The following is a 19,538-nucleotide window of genomic DNA, read 5'->3' as shown; positions in this document are numbered from 1 at the left end:
CAATAATCTGAAAGGAATTTACAGCGTTAATTATTAACAGGCTACAAAGCAAACTTCAATAATTTTTATGCAATTAAAAATTCCGGCAGCTCTAAAACTCTTTAAATTATCATTCAGATATCTTACCAACTGCCTGCCGTTTAGTTATCAATAGCCCCAGGCTCAATATCAAACTTGTACCCAGCACCACTATAAAAAGCAGACCGGTACCCACCTGTGGTATTTTCAAATTATCGGGCAGGTTGTAGTACAACAAAACGCTGATAAGCCCGCGGGGCACTATCACCAGTTCGGGCATCAGGTCGGTTTTGGATACCAGTTTGATATACAAAAAACGCACCAGGTAAATACACAACAGTATAGCTCCGCCGGTTAATAACAGCGTAACATTCTGTAGCTGAAAAACATCTATAGAATACCCAAACACAATAAAAAAGAAGGTACGCATCAGGAAAGCGCTTTCGGCCGAAAGCTGGAACAGCTGTTTAATATCGTGCTGAAAAGTTGGATAGATAAATAACTTTTTGAACCAAGGGAAGGTGATCTGGTTGGCATTATTCAGAAACAGGCCTAAAGCCAGCACAATAATCAGCGCCGACAAATGGTATGATTGCCCAACCGAATAAACCAATATCAGCAGTGAGATGATAAGAAACGACTTGATATGGTGTTTTAACCTGCCGATTAAATAAAGCAGCAACAGGCATGATATAATGGCAACCAATATGATACCTGCCAGTTCGCCCCCAAGTTTGGCAAAGGATACCACATCAATATGTGGGTTACGTACAATGAAGTTGAACAAAACCACCGTAAGGATATCAGAAAACGAGGATTCGTAAATAATGAACTCCTTTTTACTTTTGCTGAGGTTTGATGCCGAAGGGATAGCCACTGCCGAACTTACCACGCAATACGGGATAGCATTTACAAAACACAGATAAATGCTGTGATTGGTTAAATAGTAAATAATGAAGGTGATGGCAAAAGCGCTTATAAGCAAAATGCTTAATGCAGAAAAGAATGCCTTTTTGATGATGGCATTTTTGTTACTGTTGTACCTTAATTCAAGCGCACCTTCAAACACAATAAGTATCAGCCCCAAGGTTCCCAGCGTTGGCAGGATCAGTTTAAAATCAAACATCTTCAGTCCAAAATAGTCCACACCCTGCCTGATGCCAATGCCGAGCAGCAACAGTAAAATAACTGAAGGAATTTTTGTTTTGCCGGCTATCAGATCAAACAGGTAGGAGAAAATTACCAGTCCGCTGAGTATAATCAGGGTTGTGTATGTAGTCAAATTAAGGATAGCTTAACAGGGTGAATACCTAAATCAGCCTTAACGTTCAAATTGAAGTATTGTTTGTGAGGAAATAACAGGGATTAAAATTGCGGCCTTGACCGAAACCCGGGATACTGTATATTTACTTTATACAAACTCATGAATGAACCAGGCACAAATTTATAGTTTAAAGGTATGGCTCACTATGGTGGTATTTGCGCCGGCTTTGCAGATGTCGTCAAACGCGATTGTGTTTAATTTAACAACCAGCACAAGAGAATATATTGTCGCTTACCCTTTATCTATGGGCATCGTATTTTTATGCACTTTACCGGTAGGGCTTCTGCTTATTTTAACCATCAGTAAATTAAGCAAAAACATTAAACCCATCCTGTTAAAACGATGGACCACATTAATTATTAGCGTGTTAACTATCCTTTCATTCCTGGTATGCATTGTAGCAAAAGATGCATATCCGCCCCTGGTTTTATCAATGCTCCTATTACCTTACTCACTCCCGCTGATATTGGGTGTATGGATTTTTAAGCTTGATGATGACGACGATGAAGAACTGGCATCCTGATTTATTCTTTATGTAAATACATTTTGAATTTCTGTTTCCTGTTTCTTTTCCTATTATTACCTTAATTTTAACCTGCCCACCCTGCTTTGAGATCTATTTTTACGCTTCTTATCTGCTTATTGCTGCAATTGAACCTGCATGCACAAATAAAACTTACAGGCACCATTACCGATGATGCCTCAAAACATGCGCTAAGCTTCTCCTCCGTCAGCATCATAAACCTGGCCGATCAAAAAAAAATATCGACACAAACAGACGGCGAAGGCCGGTTTAAATTTGATCAGCTTAGCGTTGGCCAATACCTGCTTAGCGCATCCTTTTCAGGCTTTCAACCCTTTGAAAATAAATTAAACCTAAATGCCGATACTCTTTTAAATATCGCGCTGCAAGCTTCCAACACGCAGTTGGGCGAGGTGGTTATTACCGCAACTAAGCCGGTTATCCAAAACAATCAGGAAAAGCTGGTATACAACGTATCGGCGAGTGTTACTGCAACCGGCAGCGATGCCCTCGCGGCCATTGGCAAAGTGCCCGGCATCAAAGTATCCGGCGATGATATCAGCATTGCCGGCAAAGGATTGGTGAAAGTAATGGTGAACGACAGGATCATCCAAATGGCAGGTACTGACCTGGTCCGTTTTTTAAAGTCAATGTCGGCCAATCAAATTTCGAAAATCGAGCTGATCAAAAACCCTTCAGCTGCCTATGACGCCGAAGGGAACGCAGGCCTCATCAATATTACTACCAAGCACACCACCCAACATGGCTTCTCGGGCAATGTACAGTTTAATGACAGGCGCTGGTTTCAAAGCCCCGCAACCGTTTATGGAAACAGCAACTGGTGGTTGGCCGGCGGCAGCGCAAATCTTAATTACAACTCCAATAAGTGGTCGGCATACGGAAGTTTAAATATTGCTGCAGATCATGAACTGGAAGGTTTTGAAACGGATGTATTTTATCCTAAACAAAGCTGGATGCAAACTGATACCGGCGATTATAAAATGCATAGCTATAATATTGTAGCCGGTGTTGACTATAAACTTAGCTCAAAAACCACTATCGGGATCAGTTACCTGGGCGGGCGGGAAGTTTACATCGGATCTGACAATGTAAACAATCCTATTTACAACAGGGCCGGCGGTTTAGATTCTATTTTAAGAACCTATGCAACTTATCATCCCATCGCACTCAGCAATTCGGGCAATGTGCACGCGTTGATCAAGTTTGACACTACCGGCACAAAGTTACTGCTCAACGCCGATTACTTTAATTATTACCGTACCGACCGATCGGACTTTAAGGGGAACAGCTATTTGCCCAACGGCCAACTCATCCCGGCCTCTACAACCCGATATTACGATACCAACAAACAAAACATCAAGATATTTACCTTTAAAGCCGATGCCGATATACCAACTTCGTTCGCGAAAATAACGTTGGGTACCAAGCTTAACTTTATCAATAATTACAGCAACGCGTTTTATTACGATAAGGACGCCAATGATAAGCTCAGCTACAATACTAACCTAAGTAACGAATTTCGGTATATTGAAAACACACAGGCCGCTTATGTCAATATCAACAGAGAGAAGGGCAAATGGAAATACCAGGGCGGCTTACGGGCCGAATACACAGAAACAAAAGGCCAATCGATAACCCTGAACCAAACCACCCCAAAAAAATATCTTAAACTGTTTCCGTCTGTAGCACTAACCTTCCAGGCAGATACCAATAACACGTTTGGCTTTACATTTGGCAGGCGCATTAACCGCCCTACTTTCTGGAACCTGAACCCGTTTAAATCACTATTTACAGCTTATAGCTATGGCGAGGGCAATCCCTTTTTACAACCGGAATACAACAGTAATTTCGAGCTGTCGCACGTTTATAAAAGCGTACTTACCTCTTCTATATTTTTTAATATTACGGATAATGGTTTCAATAATTTAGTTATTGCCAGTGTTGATACCAACCTGGTGCGTACATTCCCGCTTAACTTTATAAAAACCTACCGCCTTGGTTTATCAGAAACTTTAACCCTCCACCCTGCTTCCTGGTTTGATAATAATAACCAGGTCACTTTTTACCATACAGATGCTAATTCCTCCCTATCGTATATCAAAAGCATCAAAGGCTACGGTTTGTATATTGCCGCCAATAACACCCTTTATTTTAATGCCAATAAAACTTTTGCCGCGGCTATAAATTTCTGGTACCAATTCCCGGAGGTTGATCATATCGGCCGATCTGAAAGGTACTATAAACTGGATCTTGGGCTTACCGCCATTGCACTGAAAAAGAAACTGAATATAACTCTAAACCTCAATGATGCTTTCCACAGTAGTGCATCAGCAGTAAGCTATACGGTAAATGGCATTAATACCAGGTTTACCAATTTTCAGCTTAACAGGTTTGTACAGCTAACTCTCAGTTACCGCTTTGGTAACGAAACCAGCACCCAAAGCCGGGATACCGGTAATGAAGAAGAGCGGAATCGTATCCATTAAATTTTGATGGATGAAATTTCCGTTCTTACACTTAACTTTTTACCTGTTATTCTTTAAAAATGCCAGTGTTAATGCCCACGCTTCATTTGATGCCGCTTCGTTGTAGCTGGGGCGCTCATCGCAGTTAAAGCCATGGTCGGCGTATGATATTTTTACGTTTATATAATCCTTGCCAGCCTCATCAACCGCATTAATGATGGTCTTGATATTTTCGGTTTTGATGTGTGCATCCTTTCCTCCCCAAAAAAATAGGTGTTTGCCATGTATATCCGCAGCCATTGAGGCAACTTTATCTAAACCACCGCCATAATAAGATACGGCCGCCTTTAATGGCAATAATGCATTGGCAATAAACGCTACCCTGCCGCCCATGCAATAACCTATAGCATACACGGCATTGATATTTACATTGGTTTGTGTACTTAACCATTGCCAGGTCGCTTCAAGATCGGCCTTAAAACCGTCATTAGTTAGTTTAGAAGTATGCGGAACTACCGTGTTAAAATCAGCATAGTCGCCTGCAAAACCTTTAGAGGCAGTACGGTGAAAAAGTTCGGGCGCAATGGCAATATAGCCTTCGCTTGCAAACCTATCCGCAACGCTACGGATATGATGATTCACCCCAAATGCTTCCTGCAATACTATGATTGCCGGAGCAGGCTGCTTAACATCAGCAGGAAACGCGGTATAAGCAGCCATGGTACCTGCATCAGCCACCGGTAGTTCTACATAGTTTTGTTGATTATTCATGATATTCACAAATTGGCTTAATATTCAAAGTTAATCCATTTTACAAAATTACCACAGGCGGGCAATGTGCTTTAACTTCCCGCTTTATGGTTATTACAGCTCTTTGTGCCCTTCACCTTTCCATCGCATCAATAATTTACAAAACACTGAGGCTGTAATGGATGTTACTTACCATATTTGTAAAAAAGCAATTTATGGCGCATCTATTCTCCCCTCTGAAAATAAAAAATATCGAACTTAAAAACCGCATCGTGGTATCACCCATGTGCGAGTATTCCAGCGAAGACGGTTTTGCTAACGACTGGCATTTTGTACACCTGGGCAGCCGCGCTATCGGCGGCGCCGCTTTAATTATTACCGAAGCCGCAGCAGTATCGCCCGAAGGACGCATCACCTTTGCAGATCTGGGGATCTACAAGGATGAGCATATCGAAAAATTAAAACAGATTACCGATTTTATGCATGCGCATGGCGCTTACGCCGGTACACAACTGGCTCATGCAGGCAGGAAAGCAAGTCACCAGCAACCATGGACCGGAGGCAAACAGGTTCCTTCCGGTGAGCCGAACGGATGGAAATCCTACGCGCCAAGCCCGGTAGCCTTTATCGAAAGTGAAGAAGCACCGCTTGAATTGGATAAAGCAGGAATTGAAAAAATAAAGGCCGATTTTAAGGCTGCTGCTGCAAGGGCGGTAAAAGCAGGGTTTGATGTGATAGAGTTGCATGGCGCTCATGGCTACCTGATTAACGAGTTTCTATCGCCGGTAAGTAATAAACGTACTGATAACTATGGGGGCAGCTTCGAAAACCGGATCCGCTTTTTGTTGGAAGTTATTGAAAGTGTTCAGGAAACCTGGCCTAAAGAGAACCCGCTCTTTGTACGCCTTTCAACAACAGAATGGACAGAAGGCGCATGGACAGCCGATGACTCTGTGGCACTGGCCAAAATACTAAAGGATAAAGGTGTTGACCTGGTAGACTGCTCAACAGGCGGAAACATTGCAGGTGTTAAGATAGCGTTAAAACCAGGTTATCAGGTTGAATTTGCAGAGAAACTTAGAAAAGAAAGTGGTATACTTACAGGTGCTGTAGGTTTAATAACCAAATCGCACCAGGCTGATGAAATTATAAGAGAAGGTGAAGCCGACCTCATATTTTTAGCCCGCGAAATGCTGCGCGACCCGTATTTTCCACTGCGTGCGGCGCATGAGCTGGGTCACGAGGTAAAATGGCCGGTTCAATATGAACGCGCTAAATGGTAATTCTTTGGAGCAAGGATTTTTAGATAAAGGACAAAATACTTTTTGATTGCTTTGACAATAATCAATAACACAACAAAAACCATAAACAACAAAAACCACAAACTATGAAACGTACAGCAAACGCCCATTGGAATGGCACTTTACAAGCCGGTACCGGAGAGATCACCACTCAAAGCACCGTGCTTAACAAAACCAACTATTCATTTAAAACCCGTTTTGCCGATGGCATTGGCACCAACCCCGAAGAACTTTTAGCTGCAGCTCATGCAGGTTGCTTTACTATGGCAGTTAGTGCAGCTCTTACACAAGCCGGCTTCACCCCAGGCGACCTGACAACTAACGCCATCCTTGACCTGGACATGCAAGCGCTAAGCGTTACCGGCATCCTTCTGGAGCTTAACGGAGCGGTTATTGACGGTGTTGACGAAGCTACATTCAAAGGCATTGCCGAAGGCGCAAAAGCTAATTGCATCATTTCAAAAGCACTAAGTGTGCCTATTACCTTGAGTGTTACTTACGCGTAAGTAATATCACTTGTAAAAAAAAACTTTTTGTCAGCCTGAACGGAGTGAAGGATCTATTATGCGCCATGCTTCTTCGCCCTGTAAATCGGCGAATAGTTCCTTCACTTCGTTCTGGATGACAAACCTTTTAAAACCTCATTTCAATCCAAAACTTACGAAGTTTTAAATTACTTCGTAAGTCTTTCGCCGCTTGTTACAAACCGTTTAAAATGTCAGTTCATTGAATCAACTTTCCTGACCTCATGCTTTTTCTTTATTAATTTTGTCTAAGACATCCATAACACCATCTATTACTCTCAGCACATAAAACTGCTTGCCATCTTCAATATTAACAATCCAAGCACTCTTTTCTTCAAAATCTACTTTAACAGTGGAGTTAATTTTATAATCGAAATATTTACTTTTTACAATAGTTCTGATATCAGCAGGCATCTGATTTTCGTTCCCAAAAGCCATATGATACACTAAATTGCCTTTTTTTGTAAATTCCGCCTTGTTTGACTGGTTATTCAGAATAAACCTAACCACATAATTTTTATTAGACTGAAACCATTTAGGTGCTTCAGCGCCTTTAAATAAGCTGGCGAACGAGTCTGAGACCTTTTTTGATACCTCAACTCTGGTTGCTCCACCCGAAATAGTAACTTCTTTCAGTTGGACCTGCGCAGACGCAGTGTTGACCCCTATTGCTAATATTAATCCGCTTAACAAAAAGGGAATAATTAATTTTTTCATGGTGTCTTATATTTTAATTTTTAATAAAAAGATTTTACATCAAACGCAAAACTAAATCACATTTGATGGGTTAAATAATAGTGTGTATAGATGCCGGAAATCTGGATTTATACGACAAGATTATGTGGATTGAATACGTTATTAATTGGTAATCACAGTTTATCCATCGAAATGGGTTGTTGGCTTTACTTTTTAGTTATTTGTCTAAAATCAAAGACATTCTGTAACTATTTATCAGTTGATGCGTCATATAAGTGATTGATACAACTGTGTTTATTTTAAGTTAAGCGGGTTCTCTTTTTTTTAATTTCTATTCTTATTAAATACAAATACATCAACACGAAAAATAATAATGAGAACATCTTTGAAGAGCCTATTTTAACTTTTGCAATAGTTTAAATACTGCCTATTTTTATTTACTCCTTGTATGCATATACAATAAGTAAATAAAATAAACTGATTAAAATATGCGGTGGAGATGTTTAATCGTAGATGATGATCCAATTATTTTAATGATAATTAAAAAATGGACCGACATGGTAGAGCAGCTTGAAGTTGTAGCTGTGTGCAACAGCGCCTTACAGGCAATGGAGACCATGAAAACAGAAAAGATAGATTTACTCTTTCTGGATATACAGATGCCTGAATTATCGGGCATTAGCTTTCTAAGAAGTCTACAAAATCCCCCCAAAGTAATTTTTATAACTGCTTATAAAGAATTTGCTGCCGAAGCTTTTGATTTAAATGCGGTGGATTTTTTACTAAAGCCAATAAGCCTGGAGCGTTTTTTTAAAGCTGTTAATAAGGTCATCGAGGCCGGCATTTCTCCTGAAGAAGGACTGAATATCCATGTAGAACGCGAATGCTTGTATCTTAAAGCAAACAGAAAAACAGTTAAGATTTTTTTGGACGAAATTATTTACATAGAGAGCGCTAAAAATTACATTAAGATATACAGGCAGCTTAATGCACCTTTAGTAGTTAAGTATTCTTTAACAGCATTGGAAGCAAAGTTACCGCATAATTTATTTGCCCGGGTCCATCGGTCTTTTATTGTCGCGGTCAGCAGAATTACTGCCTTTACCAATTACGATGTTGAAATTGGTAAAATCGAAATACCAATAGGAAGACAATATGTGGGGCAATGGAAAAGATTATCGAAGAAGAGTAAGGTTTTGGCATAAAATAGCCCTGTTATTAAACTGATACTCTAAAACAAACAGGAATTTGTAGGGATAGAAATATCGTCTTACATAATAAGTACTGGCAAAAGCACTATTTATTCCATATTAACTAACTTATTAGGAGAAATACGAGTTGAGTATAATCTGTTGTTTACTACAAGCTTTCTCATAGCAAAAAACAGCATCATTAAAAATACGATTCCGGGTGCCCAAAAGTCTTTTAATGCTTTGTTAAGAAACGCTATTCTTCCATTCCATAGACGTTGGCTTACCTCATCTGACGTTAGTGGTAGAATCATAATATCGTTTGCTAGAAACCCTCCATACTTCGACTTCGGATAAATCTGAGGTTTTTTATACCAAAAATAAATATCATCCTTATAAGGCCCATACATCTGCGCATTTTCTGTTCCAAGAATATCAAGCGAATTAATAAAAGTCCAATACCGGGCAGTTTTACCAAAATGAAAGTCCACCCCTTTTATTGTATCACCGGTAGCTAATATCCTTCTTACTTCGAGCCTCGCAAAATCGAGCCGTATTTTGTCGTTTACATCATTCCCATCTAAGTTGATATCGAGATAATTTCTACTTGCAGGAAATTTATGTTGATATTTTTCGGGAAGCATTTTGTCAAAATCAGCGCTCCACATAGCCACATTCATCCAACTTTGACCCTCAAATGCCTTATGCTGTTTCAAGTACAGCAGGCAAAACATTGGCAACAAAAACAAACTTATCATCCCCGGGGGATAGATTATTGGTTTACGTGGAGTTAAGGTTAATATCTTCATGGATTAGGTTGCAGATAACAAAATTAGTATAATATTATGACGAATCGCATCTGATACACAAAGCCGATGTTTGTGCAAAACGAGGCACAAACACAAGTTGGTACTAAGCAATAACATACTTTTATTAAACCCCTACTTCAACACATCCAAAACCCTGAACATTTTCTCCTTAATCCCCCTGCCAGATCCATTGTAGTTGTTAACCATGATAGAAAAGCAAAGCTCGCGCCCGTTGTGGGTTTGGTAACCGGCATAGCAAAGCACGCTGTTGATGCTGCCGCTTTTCATTTTCATATTGTTGTAAACGGGGAGGCTCTCGTACAGATCATTAAACCAACTTTCCTTTTTGGCAGATTGCAGAATTTTAGCCAGTGTATTGGTAGTTACCCTATCTCCGGGCGATAGGCCGCTGCCATCATAGGTATTGATGCTGTTTGGGTCGATGCCGCGTGCCTGCCAAAATTTTCTGACTTCCTCTGCACCATTAGTTGTAGTTGGCTTTTTGCCCTGCTTCCAGGCAATGGTTTTAAGTAATTGCTCGGCATACAGGTTTATACTTTTTTGGTTGAGCCAGTAAATGATCTTACTCAATGGCGGCGACTGAATGGTTGCCAGGTTTTTCGAAATCAGCGGAGCCTGTAATCCTTTAGCGGTTAGCGTTGTAACAGATTCAGGATCATTGCTTATGGTGATACCTAATTTTTTCAGTGTATCTGCCAAACGCAGGGCGGCATCATAGGCAGCATCTGGCAGGGCGGTCGAGATACTTTTTTTCTCCTGGTCTGTAGCGTAGCTCCCCCGCAAGTACATTACTTTGCTGCCAACCGGTAAAAAGGCATAGGCGTTATCCCCACTCCCTGCCGAACCATTCAGCAATTCGCTTTTAAAGGTAAGGTACGAAATGTTGGGTACGGTGTGCGAGATGCCAATCAGGTTACCGGCAATACCTGTGCGCAATTTAATATCAAACTGATTTTCGCGCCAGCAAAGGCCCGATGTTCCGGCACCATAATAGTTGCCTATATCCTGCCAGATCCAACCTTCGGGGATTGATTGTGTGCCGAAGATACTGTCATCGCCAATAATTCGTCCGTTTATTTTTTTGATGCCTGCGGTTTTCAGGGCGTCGGTCATTAAAGCCAATACGTGCGCTTCTTTGGTTTGCTCGTAACGCCAGCTGCCCAGGGTTGGGTCGCCGGCACCTTTGATGATGACATCGCCGTTGAGGGTACCATCGGTGGTGATCTCTCCACTGTAACCCAACTGGGTTTGGTACCTGAAATCGGCACCCAAAACGTTAAAAGCGGTAATGCTGGTAATGGTTTTAAGAGTTGATGCCGTAGCCAAACCCATGTTGGGATTAGCGGCAAACACCTGTTCGCCGGTCTTAGCATCAATAACGGTTAATGACAGCGATGCATAAGTACACTGGCTATCGGCCTGTAACCTGTTAAAAGCTGTCGCTAATTTTTGCTGAAGATCCTGGGCGTAAACCCTTCCGCTTAAAATAAATAAACTAACTATTAATAACCGCTTCATCCTCATGCTTAACGTTCCTTTGCGATATATAATATATTGGGATACCTATCAACACGATCCCTAAACCAAATACCGAATAAGTACTTTTGTAAACCAGCAATAAAATACAAAATGCTATACCCATTAAAATGTAAATGGCAGGCAATACAGGATAGCCAAAAGCTTTGTAAGGGCGTTCGGTGTTAGGTAGTTTAGCCCTTAAAATATAGATACCTACAATAGTAAGTACATAAAATATAACAACTACCAAAGATATCATATCCAGCAGATCGCCATAACGGCCGCTTAAGCAAAGCACTGATGCAACTAAGGCCTGAATCCATAAGCCAAATTCCGGAACCGCAAATTTATTGAGCGTGCCGGTACGTTTAAAAAACACACCATCCTTAGCCATGGTATAATAAACCCTTGCGCCTGATAATATTAAGCCGTTGTTGCAGCCAAAGGTTGATATCATAATCATAACTGCAATGATGTAGGTGCCTACATTACCAAAAATAACATGCGATGCTGCTACAGCTACCCTATCCTTATCGGCCACAGAAATTTCATGCAGCGAAAGCACACCAGTGTAAACCACGTTGGCCAGTACATAAATCAATGTAACAATGATGGTACCAAACATCATGCTTAGCGCCACATCACGTTTAGGGTTCTTCATTTCGCCGGCCACAAAGGTTACGCTATTCCAGGCATCACTGCTAAAAATAGAGCCTACCATAGCCGCAGCCACAGCGCCCAAAGCAGTACCTACGGTTAATTGAGTGATGGTGCCATCCTTGTTGAGGTTGTGCAAATCCCAGGCATTTGTCCAGTTGGCTGTCCAGATATCTCCTTTAAATGCCAAAAATCCAAAACCTATCAAACCAAAAAGGCTGATGAGTTTGGTCATAGTAAAAGTTGTTTGTATCAGCTTGCCACCTTTTACACCACGGGTATTTATGAATGTGAGGATGATGATCAGTATGATGGATACTACCTGTGCGGCGCTGATTTTGATAGAGCCTAAATTGAATAGAATATTATCCTCGCTAAAAGCAGGGATCAAATAAGCCGTAAATTTTGAGAAAGCCACACCTACGGCAGCAATAGTTCCGGTTTGGATCACCGCGAAAAAACTCCATCCGTATAAAAAAGCAATGAGTTTATTATAGGCTTCCTTTAAATAAACGTACTGCCCGCCTGCTTTGGGGTACATACCGCTAAGCTCGCCATAACTTAAGGCAGCGGTTAAAGTCATAAAGCCGGTGATAACCCAAATTGCTATAAGCCAGCCTGCTGAGCCAACATTGCGTATAATATCTGCACTAACTATAAATATACCTGAACCTATCATGGAGCCTGATACCAGCATGGTACCATCCAGCAGGCTCAGTTCATGTTTCATTTTGGGTTGTCCGGGATCTTTTGCCATAAATTGTTTTAGGGTTTAAAGTCCTAAACTATTCAAAAACTTTAATATTGACAGGCTATTGTAAAGAAAATAAAATCACTATTTTGCAACCACCAATTACACCTGTTATACTTAACACCAAAAAGTACTACATTATAAACCAAACTTGTGACTATGGATTTTCTGAACACTTACTTAATTTATTTGATTCCGGTTTTTGGGCTCATCGGCATTGCCGCAATGGCCATTAAAGCCGCGTGGGTTACCAAACAAGATGCCGGCGATGGCGATATGGTAAAACTATCGGGCTATATTGCTGATGGGGCAATGGCCTTTTTACGTGCCGAGTGGAAAGTGCTGAGCTACTTTGTAGTAGTTGCCGGTGTATTACTGGCCTGGAGCGGCACTACGGTTGCTACCTCAAGCCCGGTTATTGCCGTGTCATTTGTAGTAGGCGCATTTTTATCGGCTTTTGCCGGTTATATGGGTATGCGCATTGCCACCAAAGCTAACGTGCGTACTACACAAGCTGCGCGTACCAGCCTTGCACAAGCTTTAAGAGTTTCTTTTACCGGAGGTACCGTAATGGGCCTTGGTGTTGCCGGCCTGGCCATTATTGGTTTAGGTTCGCTGTTTATTGTGTTTTATACGGTATATGTTAAAAACACAGGGGGCACCGTTAATGGCGAGGCCATGGCCAAAGCACTTGATGTTTTAGCCGGATTTTCGTTAGGATCTGAATCCATAGCCCTATTTGCCCGTGTGGGAGGTGGTATTTACACCAAGGCCGCCGATGTTGGCGCCGACCTTGTGGGTAAGGTAGAAGCCGGAATCCCCGAAGATGATGTACGTAACCCTGCTACTATTGCCGATAACGTAGGCGATAACGTAGGTGACGTTGCCGGTATGGGTGCCGATTTATTTGGATCATACGTAGCAACTATGCTGGCTACCATGGTTTTGGGCCGCGAAATTGTATCGCATGATAAATTTGGTGGTATAGCCCCAATATTGCTCCCTATGGTTATTGCAGGTTTAGGCCTGATATTCTCCATAGTTGGTGCATCACTGGTGAAGATTAATAAGGAAACTGATAGTGTACAAAAAGCTTTAAACATAGGTAACTGGGCCTCTATCATTTTAACAGCCATTGCCACTTATTTTGTGGTACAATGGATGTTACCGGCTGATAGCTTCCACATGGTACGTGATGAGGATGCCAACCATGCTATAAAAGCAGGGTCGTTGGTGTTTACTAAAAACGGTGTATTTATGTCAATTGCAGTAGGCTTAGTAGTAGGCACATTAATGTCTCTTATTACAGAATACTACACGGCTATGGGCAAACGCCCTGTGCTGAGCATCATCCGCCAGTCATCAACCGGACATGCTACCAATATTATTGGCGGCTTAGCTGTAGGTATGGAATCAACCGTATTGCCTATCCTGGTTTTAGCATCGGGCATTTATGGGTCATACCATTTTGCAGGATTATACGGTGTTGCTATCGCTGCAGCAGGTATGATGGCCACTACAGCCATGCAATTAGCCATTGATGCTTTCGGACCAATTGCCGATAACGCCGGTGGTATTGCCGAAATGAGCCGCCTGCCCGAGGAAGTACGCCACCGTACAGACAATTTAGATGCCGTAGGTAACACTACCGCTGCTACAGGCAAGGGTTTTGCCATTGCTTCGGCTGCATTAACCTCACTGGCCTTATTCGCGGCATTTGTGGGTGTTGCAGGTATCGAGCATATTGATATTTACAAGGCTGATGTTTTAGCCGGTTTATTTGTGGGCGGGATGATCCCTTTTATCTTCTCGGCATTGTGTATCTCGGCAGTTGGCCGTGCAGCTATGGCGATGGTTGAAGAAGTTCGCCGCCAGTTCCGCGAAATTCCGGGTATTATGACCTATGAAGGCAAACCCGAATATGAAAAATGTGTGGCTATATCAACCAAAGCGTCTATCCGCGAAATGGTTGCCCCTGGTTTGATAGCGCTCATTACGCCAATTATTATCGGTTTCTCTTTCGGCCCCGAAGTGTTGGGTGGTTTATTGGCCGGCGTTACCGTATCCGGCGTACTGATGGGTCTTTTCCAGAGCAACGCTGGTGGTGCTTGGGATAATGCTAAAAAATCATTCGAAAAAGGTTGTTTGATCAATGGCGAGATGTTTTACAAAAAATCAGAACCACATAAAGCATCGGTAACCGGTGATACGGTAGGTGATCCGTTCAAGGATACCTCAGGCCCGTCAATGAATATTTTGATCAAGCTGATGTCTATCGTTTCGTTGGTTATTGCACCACATTTAAACGCAAACCGCGTTGCTCCAACGGCGATGAAACACGAAGTTAAAAAACAAATTACGGTACAGGCTTTTGTATCGCCTATAACCAAGGTTGATAAGAAAGGTTAATAACCAGTTTGGGATATTTAGGAAAAGCCACCTGATGAGGGTGGCTTTTTTTGGTTGTTATTGCACGTTTTAACGTCCGGTGGACACTAAAAGGAAAATGACGTTTTTAAAGGTTTGTCATCCTGAACGCAGTGAATGATCTATTCACAGACTGTACAGGGCGAAGAAGCAGGGCGAATAACAGATCCTTCACTGCGTTCAGGATGACAAAAAGTTTTTTTTCGAAAAATGTTATGGGTAGACTCAAAACACTCTCCAATTTACAGAGCAGCTATTTAGGTTCTAACTTTATTTTTTGCATATAAACAACATTGGCCCGCTCAGTTGCCGCGGGAGGGCTGTTACTTTGTCTTGAAACAAAGTAACCAAAATTCAAGTCAGCAGAGAGGTTTCTTTGCCGCACAAGGCCTTTGCCCTGCAAATCGGGCAGAACCGCGGGCCGCGAATTTGCCCCACTTTGTTCGCTCATCCCTCTGCGGCAAAATCGCTAATACCCTTTTCCAGCACACAGGCCACCATTGTTCTGCCCTATTTCGCCCGAAACTTATCTGTTGACAAGAAAAGGGGAAATTTATCATTCTATTATAGCATACTCCTGCTTTTTAAAAGCTAAACAGCCTTTTCCATCACCCTTGAGTATTGTTATCGGCAACAACAGCTCCGGGTGTTAAAGATTAATTTGCATAAACAAAACAAGGTTCGGTCAACATTTGCGCTCAAATCTTCTTTATTTACCAAACAATTTCCGCCCTGTTTCCACAACACAATTAATTTTTTTTTCCTTAAAAACAGGAGTGTTATCAAGACACTATTATTTATCCAATTGCACAACAAATGAGGTACTTACTCATCTACAAGTAAAATCAATCCCGTCCGCTTTTCCCAACTTTAATTGGGGTAATTTATGCGCATCCATTCTTACATTCGGCCCTTTATCTTTTCAATAAATTTAAGTACGTTTGGGGAAATGTAAATTTTTAATTTTTTAGACTGATCTTACTAATTTAAAATGAAGTTATTTATTAAAAAACCTATTGCGCAATTGATGGCTGCTTCGGCAGAAACGGAGAAAACGCTGAAAAGGACTTTAGGCGTTGGATCGCTTATAGCTTTGGGTATTGGTGCAATTATTGGCGCCGGTATCTTTGTGCGAACGGCAGCAGCCGCGGGTGAACATGCCGGTCCGGCTGTTACCATTTCATTCCTTATAGCCGCATCTGGTTGCGCGCTGGCCGGTTTATGCTATGCAGAATTTGCCAGTATGATCCCTATTGCCGGTTCGGCTTACACCTATTCATACGCAACCATGGGCGAGTTTATTGCCTGGATAATTGGATGGGATTTGGTATTGGAGTATGCATTAGGTGCAGCAACAGTATCCATTGGATGGTCGCAGTACTTTAACGAGTTTTTACACACCTTTTTTAATGTGCACATACCCTATCAATGGGCGCACTCGTTTTTTGAAACATCCAACACAACCGCTGGTATGTATGCCGCAGAAGTGGGCACCAGGGGTATTGTCAACTTACCAGCTATCCTGATCCTGTTCCTGTTAACCTTATTACTTATAAAAGGTACAGCAGAATCTGCCATGGTAAACAACATTATTGTGGTTATTAAAGTTGCCATTGTATTAATGATAATTGGTTTAGGCTGGCATTTTATAAACCCTGCGTTGCACACTCCATACATGATCCCTGCTGATGCGGGCACAGTAAAAGTGAGCACAGGTGTTGTAAATTATGGTGATACCTTTAATCATGGCTGGCTTGGTGTATTACGTGGTGCCAGTGTGGTATTCTTCGCTTTTATTGGTTTTGATGCCGTTTCAACTGCCGCGCAGGAAGCAAAAAATCCGCAAAGAGATATGCCTAAAGGTATCCTGATATCATTGGTTATCTGTACTGCACTTTACATCTTGTTCTCTCACGTATTAACCGGTTTGGTATCATACAAAGAATTCCTTATCCAGGGTAAAGAAGCATCTGTAACTTATGCTATTAAAGCTGCTATGGGTCCAAGCTACCATTGGTTGGCTAACCTTGTAACAGTGTCTATCCTTGCAGGTTTCTCATCAGTTATCCTCGTGATGTTAATGGGCCAAACCCGTGTATTCTATACCATGAGTACTGATGGTTTAATCCCTAAGATCTTCTCCAAACTACACCCTAAATTCCAAACACCTTACAAATCGCAATGGTTATTCTTCGGTTTTGTATCCCTGTTTGCAGGTTTCATTCCTGACAGGATAGTGGGTGACATGGTAAGTATAGGTACCCTGTTCGCATTCGTACTGGTTTGTTTTGGTATCATGATCTTACGTAATACCGATCCACATTTGGTTCGTCCGTTCAAAACACCTATTTATTACATTGTTTGCCCGCTTGGCGCGCTGATCTGCTTAGGTATGATTGCTTCTGAAGGCTGGGAAAACTGGGCAAGGCTAATTGTTTGGTTACTAATAGGCTTTGTAATCTATTTTGGTTACAGCATTAAACGTTCGCACGTTAGGCATGGCAAGGTTGAAGCCGCCGTTGATCCTATTAATCCAAAATATGTTGAATAACATAGAACTATATTAATAATAACAAAAAAGGTTCTGGATTTTTCAGAACCTTTTTTGTTGCCTTATATTTATTAGTTCGTAGTATTTTCTTATTATCTTCATACTGATTTTAATTGTAACAGCTTTAAGTTTCCGGTCAAAGTCAAAATAAACAAAACACTATCACCATGCAGCCACTAATTTTCAGGGAAATATTATCCGTTACGATGATCCTCTTTGCCATTATTGATATACTGGGCGCTATACCTGTAATTATCCAGGTGCGCCAACGTGTAGGGCATATCGAATCGGAAAAGGCAAGTATAGCGGTGTTGGTTTTAATGGTTGTTTTTTTGTTTGTTGGCGATGAACTATTAGCTATTATCGGTTTAGATATATCGTCTTTTGCTATAGCAGGTTCGCTGGTGATATTTATTATAGCCATGGAGATGGTGCTAGGGGTCGACTTTTTTAAAGAAGAGATTCCACAGTCAGCGTCCATTGTCCCTATCGCCTTTCCGCTTATTGCTGGTGCAGGAACCATGACCACCCTACTTTCGTTAAAATCGCAGTATCAAACGCAAAACATTATAGTTGGTATTATACTCAATACCATAGTTGTTTATATTGTATTAAAAAATGTAAAATTCCTGGAAAAGCTTTTAGGCCCGGTGGGTTTAAGTATCCTGCGTAAATCTTTCGGAATTATTTTGCTGGCTATCGCGATAAAGCTGTTTAGGGCTAATACGCATTTGTAGATGTGCAGATGATAGATTTCAGATGTGCAGATGGAGCTGCAAGAACAAACTCTACCATCAGCTATAACGCGGTAACTCGTTTTCCTTTGCTAAACTTTTCCCTTAATGCGGTCATTTTACGCTCGAAGAAATGATATTGCAGATAAGATACAACTATAGTTAATACCCAAACTACAGTAATATAAGCATACCCGTTCAGCTTCCAGTTAAACTTTTTAGAAAATATGAAAACCACCATGATAACAATAGGATGTAACAGGTAAAGCGAATACGATATGAGGCTAATAAAGGTAACGGGGCCCCGAATAAACTTACTGATCTTATTTGCTTTTATTTCATACATCAACGGAATGAGCGCGGCAAGGGACACACTCAAAAAAGTAAACACAACTGTTTTTTGTAAAATATCTGAGTAAGGAATATGAAGTAAACCAGAACTATAAAAAAAGCTGATAACCCCAATAAACAGGGCTAATCCAATGGAGAAAAATAAGCCTTTATATTTATAAAAAAAGTCTGCGTGGTAATATTTCAGGTAAGATAACAACACGCCTGTACCAATGGCATCAAGCCTAAGCGGAACCATTTTTCTGAAGCCCTGATCCCATTTTAAATCCATATTATTTAACGCTAAATAAACCCGGAGTAAAAGCGGGAACAAAACAAAAACGAGAGCGACAACTAAAAATGCTTTTGGTTTACTTTTAATGAGGTATTGCATCCCAAACAGGAATAAGGGAAACAGTAAATAAAACCACTCTTCGATACTTAGACTCCATGATACACCAAATATATTTTCGGGCATTGGGGTATAAAAGTTTTGCAAAAAAACCAAATAAGTAAAATTATTACTTACGCTAAAAATAAGGTGGTGGTAACTTGGATAGTACAACAGTTCATAAATGATGATCACCAGGTAATAGTTGGGGAGCGTTCTGAACCAGCGCCGGATCCAAAATAACTTTATGGAAGAAAAGCTTGTAATGCCCGAATAATTATGGGTCTTTATTAAAATACTTCCGATTAAAAAACCGCTCAGTACAAAGAAAGCTTCAACGCCTATTAAACCCCAATAGCGAGTAATGATTTCAAGGGTGGGATTTGCGAATTTTAAAGAAAAAGTATGCGCTATTAATACTAAAATTATCGCGATGCATCTTAAAAAATCAAGCCCGAATACTCTTACTTTTTGATCACCCATGCAGGCCTAAAGATAACAGAAGCAAATCATTTTCAAATCCTCCAATCAGCCATT

The 19,538-nt window shown here is 41.1% G+C and carries 15 protein-coding genes; 8 read left to right on the top strand and 7 right to left on the bottom strand.

Translation table 11 applies throughout. The features are described 5' to 3' along the window. Positions 1–109: 109 nt before the first annotated feature. Positions 110–1,300, bottom strand: a complete 1,191-nt coding sequence (locus Q0R88_RS05515) for a cation:proton antiporter (protein WP_295713387.1) — start codon at positions 1,298–1,300, stop codon at positions 110–112. A 145-nt stretch (positions 1,301–1,445) separates the two neighbouring features. On the opposite strand from Q0R88_RS05515, the gene Q0R88_RS05510 reads away from it, so the two are divergent. Both Q0R88_RS05510 and Q0R88_RS05505 read left to right on the top strand, forming a co-directional pair. After that, entirely contained in the window at positions 1,446–1,865 is a 420-nt protein-coding gene (locus tag Q0R88_RS05510; protein WP_295713385.1) for a hypothetical protein, read from the top strand. An 86-nt stretch (positions 1,866–1,951) separates the two neighbouring features. After that, entirely contained in the window at positions 1,952–4,372 is a 2,421-nt protein-coding gene (locus tag Q0R88_RS05505) for an outer membrane beta-barrel protein (RefSeq protein ID WP_295713382.1), read from the top strand. Positions 4,373–4,411: 39 nt separating this feature from the next. On the opposite strand, the gene Q0R88_RS05500 is transcribed toward Q0R88_RS05505, so the two are convergent. Further along, positions 4,412–5,122 (bottom strand): dienelactone hydrolase family protein, encoded by a 711-nt coding sequence (locus Q0R88_RS05500; protein WP_295713380.1) that lies wholly within the window; start codon positions 5,120–5,122, stop codon positions 4,412–4,414. 194 nt (positions 5,123–5,316) lie between these two features. Here Q0R88_RS05500 and namA point away from each other — a divergent pair, with 194 nt between their 5' ends. Together namA and Q0R88_RS05490 are read left to right on the top strand one after the other, a co-directional pair. Beyond that, positions 5,317–6,384 carry an NADPH dehydrogenase NamA gene (namA, locus tag Q0R88_RS05495; RefSeq protein ID WP_295713377.1) on the top strand — a complete coding sequence of 356 codons (1,068 nt, stop codon included), beginning with the start codon at positions 5,317–5,319 and terminating at the stop codon, positions 6,382–6,384. 104 nt (positions 6,385–6,488) lie between these two features. Beyond that, positions 6,489–6,908, top strand: coding sequence for an OsmC family peroxiredoxin (locus Q0R88_RS05490; RefSeq protein WP_295713374.1), 420 nt, complete (start codon positions 6,489–6,491; stop codon positions 6,906–6,908). A gap of 240 nt (positions 6,909–7,148) precedes the next feature. On the opposite strand, the gene Q0R88_RS05485 is transcribed toward Q0R88_RS05490, so the two are convergent. After that, a complete protein-coding gene (locus tag Q0R88_RS05485; RefSeq protein WP_295713371.1) occupies positions 7,149–7,643 on the bottom strand; it encodes a hypothetical protein in 495 nt (164 codons plus the stop codon). A gap of 467 nt (positions 7,644–8,110) precedes the next feature. Between Q0R88_RS05485 and Q0R88_RS05480 the strand changes: the two genes are divergently transcribed. Then, positions 8,111–8,827, top strand: coding sequence for a LytTR family DNA-binding domain-containing protein (locus Q0R88_RS05480; protein WP_295713369.1), 717 nt, complete (start codon positions 8,111–8,113; stop codon positions 8,825–8,827). Positions 8,828–8,922: 95 nt separating this feature from the next. Here Q0R88_RS05480 and Q0R88_RS05475 read toward each other — a convergent pair whose 3' ends face one another. The 3 genes from Q0R88_RS05475 to Q0R88_RS05465 all read right to left on the bottom strand — a co-directional run bounded on the left by Q0R88_RS05475 (position 8,923) and on the right by Q0R88_RS05465 (position 12,574). Further along, complete coding sequence (locus Q0R88_RS05475) at positions 8,923–9,621, bottom strand: hypothetical protein (RefSeq protein ID WP_295713366.1); 699 nt, start codon at positions 9,619–9,621, stop codon at positions 8,923–8,925. Between the two features lie 132 nt (positions 9,622–9,753). Then, positions 9,754–11,160: a D-alanyl-D-alanine carboxypeptidase/D-alanyl-D-alanine-endopeptidase gene (gene dacB, locus Q0R88_RS05470; RefSeq protein WP_295713363.1), complete on the bottom strand. Its 1,407-nt coding sequence runs from the start codon at positions 11,158–11,160 to the stop codon at positions 9,754–9,756. Then, on the bottom strand, positions 11,138–12,574 hold the full coding sequence (locus Q0R88_RS05465; protein ID WP_295713360.1) for an amino acid permease: 1,437 nt from the start codon (positions 12,572–12,574) through the stop codon (positions 11,138–11,140). Before Q0R88_RS05465 ends, dacB begins: the two co-directional genes overlap by 23 nt. Before the next feature lie 153 nt (positions 12,575–12,727). On the opposite strand from Q0R88_RS05465, the gene Q0R88_RS05460 reads away from it, so the two are divergent. From Q0R88_RS05460 to Q0R88_RS05450, 3 genes are all read left to right on the top strand, one after another. Beyond that, positions 12,728–14,977, top strand: a complete 2,250-nt coding sequence (locus Q0R88_RS05460) for a sodium-translocating pyrophosphatase (protein ID WP_295713357.1) — start codon at positions 12,728–12,730, stop codon at positions 14,975–14,977. Between the two features lie 1,009 nt (positions 14,978–15,986). Next, positions 15,987–17,546 carry an amino acid permease gene (locus Q0R88_RS05455; protein WP_295713354.1) on the top strand — a complete coding sequence of 520 codons (1,560 nt, stop codon included), beginning with the start codon at positions 15,987–15,989 and terminating at the stop codon, positions 17,544–17,546. Between the two features lie 167 nt (positions 17,547–17,713). Further along, a complete protein-coding gene (locus tag Q0R88_RS05450; RefSeq protein WP_295713351.1) occupies positions 17,714–18,283 on the top strand; it encodes a MarC family protein in 570 nt (189 codons plus the stop codon). 61 nt (positions 18,284–18,344) lie between these two features. Here the strand turns inward: Q0R88_RS05450 and Q0R88_RS05445 are convergent, their stop codons facing one another. Further along, positions 18,345–19,484, bottom strand: a complete 1,140-nt coding sequence (locus Q0R88_RS05445; RefSeq protein ID WP_295713348.1) for an acyltransferase — start codon at positions 19,482–19,484, stop codon at positions 18,345–18,347. Positions 19,485–19,538 lie beyond the last annotated feature (54 nt).

The organism is Mucilaginibacter sp. (assembly GCF_025362475.1).
In the GTDB taxonomy this organism is placed as follows: Bacteria; Bacteroidota; Bacteroidia; order Sphingobacteriales; family Sphingobacteriaceae; genus Mucilaginibacter.
Note: the sequence above shows the minus strand (reverse complement) of the source record. Positions and strands in the feature narration are given on the sequence as shown.